Raw genomic sequence first — 4,287 nt, 5'->3', positions numbered from 1 at the left:
GGCAGCGCCGGCCTGTGGACCCAGATCGTCCTGTTCGGTGTCCTGGGCGTGTTCTTCCTGGTCACCGCCTCCCGCGGGATTCCGTGCGGCCCCTCGGGGCGGCTCGCGGGCGCGGCGCACGCGCTGATGGCCGCGGCGATGGTCTGGATGCTGGCCGCGATGCCGCTGATCATGGCCTCGCCGGCGGAGGCCGCGGGCGGCGGCGGTGCCCACGCCCACCACGGCGGCGGCGACGCCATGGACATGGCCGGGACCGCCCACGCAGCGGGCCCGGCCGGATGGGCGGTCGCGGTGACCGTGGCGCTGTGCGCCGTGCTGCTGGCCGCCGCCGGGTACTGGGGTGCCCGCGCGCTGAGCCACGACCGCGTCGCGGGGACCCGCTGACCCCCGACGACGCCCGCGCGACCGGCGACGCGACCGACCCCGCCGCCTGCGACTGCGCCGACCCCGCCGGGGGCACGGCGGCCGGTGCCGCGCGGACGGCGCCGGCCGAGGTCGGTGGGACGGCAGAGACGACGGGCACAGCGGGCACGGGGGGCACGACCACCGCGGTCGCCGAGCGGGTCGAGGCCCCGGCGGCACCGGTGCGCCGGCTGGGCGCGCGCTCCGACGCCGCCTGCCACGCGGCGATGAGCCTCGGCATGGGTCGTCATGCTCGCGGCGATGGTGGCGGGCTGGTGAGCGCCGGCCTCGACACCCGGCCCGGGACCCCCGTCCCGCCGCCCGGGCGCCCGCCGCTGTTCCGGGGCCTGAAGGGCCTCGTCACCCGGATCCACTTCTACGCCGGGCTGTTCGTCGGCCCGTTCCTGCTCGTCGCGGCCCTGACCGGGCTGCTCTACACGCTGTCGCCGCCGATCGAGCGCTGGCTCTACGCCGACGCGCTGACCGCCCCGGTCAGCGGCCCGGAGCTCCCGCTGTCCCGGCAGGTCGAGGCGGCCGTCGCGACCCAGCCGGGCCTGCCCGTCACCGAGATCCGACCCGCGCGCGAGCCCGGTGCGACGACCCGGGTGTCGTTCGACGCCGACCTGCCCGAGAGCTACAGCCGCACCGTGTTCGTCGACCCGTACACCGCGCAGGTGCGGGCCACCCTCGACACCTACGCCGAGTGGCTCCCGGCCCGCGGGGTGATCGACAACCTGCACCGCTCGCTGCTGCTGGGCCCGCCCGGGCAAGTCTACACCGAGCTCGCGGCGTCGTGGCTGGCCGTGCTCACGCTGTCCGGCCTCGTGGCGCAGGTGACCCGCCGGGTACGACGACGCCGTGAGCGACTGCTACCGCGGACCGGCGGCTCGTCGCGGTCGCGGCTGCGGTCCTGGCACGGCGCGGTGGGCGTCTGGGCCTCGGTCGGGTTCCTGTTCCTCGCCGCGACCGGCCTGACCTGGTCGCAGTTCGCGGGGGCCAACGTGAGCGCGCTGCGCACCGCCCTGGACTGGACGACGCCGTCGGTCAGCAGCACACTGCCCGCCGCCGGTGGCGACGCGGCCGCGCCCGTGGCGGGTTCCGCGACGGCTCCGGTCGCCCCGCAGGCGGTCCCCGCCGTCGCCCAGCGGGTCCTCGACGCCGCCCGCGCCGACGGCCTCGCCGGGCCGGTGGAGCTCACCCCGGGCGACCCCGGGGAGGCCTGGAAGGTCCAGCAGACGGTGCGCAGCTGGCCGTCGCAGCAGGACTCCGTGGCCGTGGACCCGGCGACCGGGACGGTCACCGACCGGCTCGCCTTCGCGGACTGGCCGGTCGCGGCGAAGCTCGCCCGCTGGGGCATCGACGCGCACATGGGCCTGCTGTTCGGCACGGTCAACCTGGTGGCGCTCGCCGCGCTCGCCTGCGCCGTGGTCGTGCTGGTCGTGTGGGGCTACCGGATGTGGTGGCTGCGCAGACCGACCCGGCCGGACGGTTCGCGTGGCCTCGCCGGACCGCCCGGGTCGCGGGAGCGGCCCTCCCCCGCCGCGGTGGCGCTGGTCGGGTTCGCCGCGGTGGCGGCCGGGCTGGTCCTGCCGGTGCTGGGGGTCTCGCTGATCGTGTTCCTGCTCGTCGACGCCCTGGTCTCGGCCCGGCGCGACCGGAGGGCCGCCGAGGTGGCGGGCTGACCCGTCCGGGGTGTGGGCGGGCGGGACCCGGGCCGACCGGGTAGACCTGGGGACCCGTCCCCCGTGAAGGAGTCCTCCCGTGTTCCGGACCTCACCCGCCCCCTGGACGACGGCGGACATCCCGCCCCAGCAGGGCAGGACTGTGATCGTCACCGGCGCCACCAGCGGCCTCGGACTGGAGACCACCCGGGCCCTGGTGCACGCCGGTGCACGCGTCGTGCTGGCCGTGCGGAACACCACGCGCGGCGAGGAGATCGCCTCCGAGCTCGGTGGTGCGGTGTCGGTGCGCCGGCTCGACCTGGGCGACCTCACCTCGGTCCGCGAGTTCGCCGCCGGGTTCGAGGGCACCGCCGACGTGCTCGTCAACAACGCCGGGCTGATGGCGGTGCCGTTCTCCCGCACCGCGGACGGCTTCGAGACCCAGCTCGGGGTCAACTTCCTCGGCCACTTCGCGCTGACCGGTCTGCTGGCCGACCGGATCACCGACCGCGTCGTGACGCTGTCCAGCGTGGTCCACCGGATGGGCCGGATCGGCATCGACGACCTGAACTTCGAGCGCCGCCGCTACGAGCGCTGGACCGCCTACGGCCAGTCGAAGCTCGCCTGCCTGATGTTCGCCTACGAGCTGGAGCACCGGTTCGTGGCGGCCGGGTCGCGGCTGCGCTCGATGGCCGCGCACCCGGCTACGCGGCGACCAACCTGCAGTCGCGCACCGAGTCCGTCCAGGACGCGCTGATGGGCGTGCTCAACAAGGTGGTCGCCCAGTCGCGGCGGCCGGCCGGGGCGCTGCCGACGCTGTTCGCCGCGACCGTCCCGGACCTGCCCGGCGGCGCCTACATCGGACCGGACGGCATCGGCGAGACGCGCGGCAACCCGCGCCCGGTCGGGTCCAGCGCGGCCTCGCACGACCGGCGGATGCAGCGGGCGCTCTGGGAGCGCGCCGAGGAGCTGACCCGGGTCACGTTCCCGCTCTGAACCGACGGTGGCGGGGCCCGGTCGCGCCGGGCCCCGCACCACCCGGCGCTCAGAACTTCGAGACGCGGGTGAAGTTCTCCGGGACGATCAGGTCGTCGCGGGAGAGCTCGTGGATCGACTTCTTCCCCAGGCCCAGCAGCGCCTCGTCGATGCCCTTGTAGAGGATCGACAGGACGTTGGTGACCCCGCGCTCGCCCTGCGCGGCCATGCCCCACAGGTAGGCGCGGCCGATCAGGACCGCGCGGGCCCCGAGCGCGAGCGCCTTGACGACGTCGCCGCCGCGGCGGATGCCGCCGTCCATCACGACCTCGACCTGGTCCCCGACGGCGTCGACGATCGCGGGCAGCGCCCGGATCGCGGCCGGGGTGCCGTCGAGGTTGTTGCCGCCGTGGTTGGACACCGAGATCGCGGTGGCGCGCCCGCGTCGACGGCGCGGCGGGCGTCGTCGGGGTGCATGATGCCCTTGACCATGAACGGGCCGCCCCACTTCTCGCGGAGCCAGGCGATGTCGTCCCAGGTCGGCAGCGGGGTGGTCCACCAGACGCCGTAGGCGCCGAAGAAGGTGGGGCCTCACCACCGCCGGGGGGCGCCATGTTCGGGGCCTTCAGGTCCGGGATCCTCCCGGACTTCGCCCAGTCCAGCAGGTAACGCGGCTTGGTGATCATCTCGGGCGCGAACTGCAGCGCGGCCCTTGACGTCGACCTTCTCCGGGATGGGCGGGCTGCCCCAGTCACGGCGGGTGGCGAAGGTCCAGTCGAGGGTCACGATGAGGCCCTTGGCGCCCGCCCGCCTCGCACGCAGGGCGCGCTCGAGGATGTCCTCCTTGGACCCGGCCCAGTAGACCTGGAAGAAGACCTTGTCGTGGACGGCGCAGACGTCCTCGACCGAGCGGGACGCGAACGACGACAGCCCCATGGCCGTCGACACGGTCTGCTCGGGGTTCAGCGGGTTCTGGATGTTGGAGCTGTGCGCGGCCCGCGCGACGGCGACCTCGCCCTCCGGGTCGACGGCCTGGACGCCGGTCGGCGAGATCAGGACCGGGAGGTCGATCTCCTGGCCCATCACGGTCGTCTTCTGGTCCCGCTGCGGCGGGAGCCCCGCGATGTGCGGGCGGAAGCCGAGCTCGTCGAAGGCGGCGACGTTGTCCGCCAGCGTGATCCCCTGCTCCGCACCGGCGACCAGCGCGTAGTAGACCGACTTCGGCAGGCGCCTGCGCGCCCGTCGCTGC

General features: G+C 75.2%; 4 protein-coding genes and 1 pseudogene. 4 read left to right on the top strand and 1 reads right to left on the bottom strand.

All coding sequences use genetic code 11. The features are described 5' to 3' along the window. The 4 genes from KPL57_RS62025 to KPL57_RS71405 all read left to right on the top strand — a co-directional run. A partial coding sequence (locus KPL57_RS62025; RefSeq protein WP_226359089.1) for a DUF5134 domain-containing protein occupies positions 1 to 384 on the top strand: 384 nt, incomplete at its 5' end. Continuing rightward, positions 306 to 2,084 carry a PepSY domain-containing protein gene (locus tag KPL57_RS62020; protein ID WP_226359088.1) on the top strand — a complete coding sequence of 593 codons (1,779 nt, stop codon included), beginning with the start codon at positions 306 to 308 and terminating at the stop codon, positions 2,082 to 2,084. The genes KPL57_RS62025 and KPL57_RS62020, both read left to right, overlap by 79 nt. Positions 2,085 to 2,163: 79 nt before the next feature. Continuing rightward, a complete protein-coding gene (locus KPL57_RS71410) occupies positions 2,164 to 2,820 on the top strand; it encodes an SDR family NAD(P)-dependent oxidoreductase (protein WP_308253396.1) in 657 nt (218 codons plus the stop codon). Continuing rightward, the gene (locus tag KPL57_RS71405; protein ID WP_308253394.1) at positions 2,820 to 3,059 is read left to right on the top strand and encodes a hypothetical protein; all 240 of its coding nucleotides are present in this window, start codon (positions 2,820 to 2,822) and stop codon (positions 3,057 to 3,059) included. The genes KPL57_RS71410 and KPL57_RS71405 overlap by 1 nt, the downstream gene beginning before the upstream one ends. A gap of 49 nt (positions 3,060 to 3,108) precedes the next feature. On the opposite strand, the pseudogene mftD reads toward KPL57_RS71405, so the two are convergent. Continuing rightward, positions 3,109 to 4,287, bottom strand: a pseudogene (gene mftD / locus KPL57_RS62010) (pre-mycofactocin synthase MftD); the annotation flags it as partial.

This window comes from Pseudonocardia sp. ICBG601 (genome assembly GCF_020496245.1).
Note: the sequence above shows the minus strand (reverse complement) of the source record. Positions and strands in the feature narration are given on the sequence as shown.

Coding starts and splice junctions, on each gene's coding strand:
- KPL57_RS71405 (WP_308253394.1), top strand. CDS start 2,820: ATGGGCGTGCTCAACAAGGTGGTCGCCCAGTCGCGGCGGCCGGCCGGG.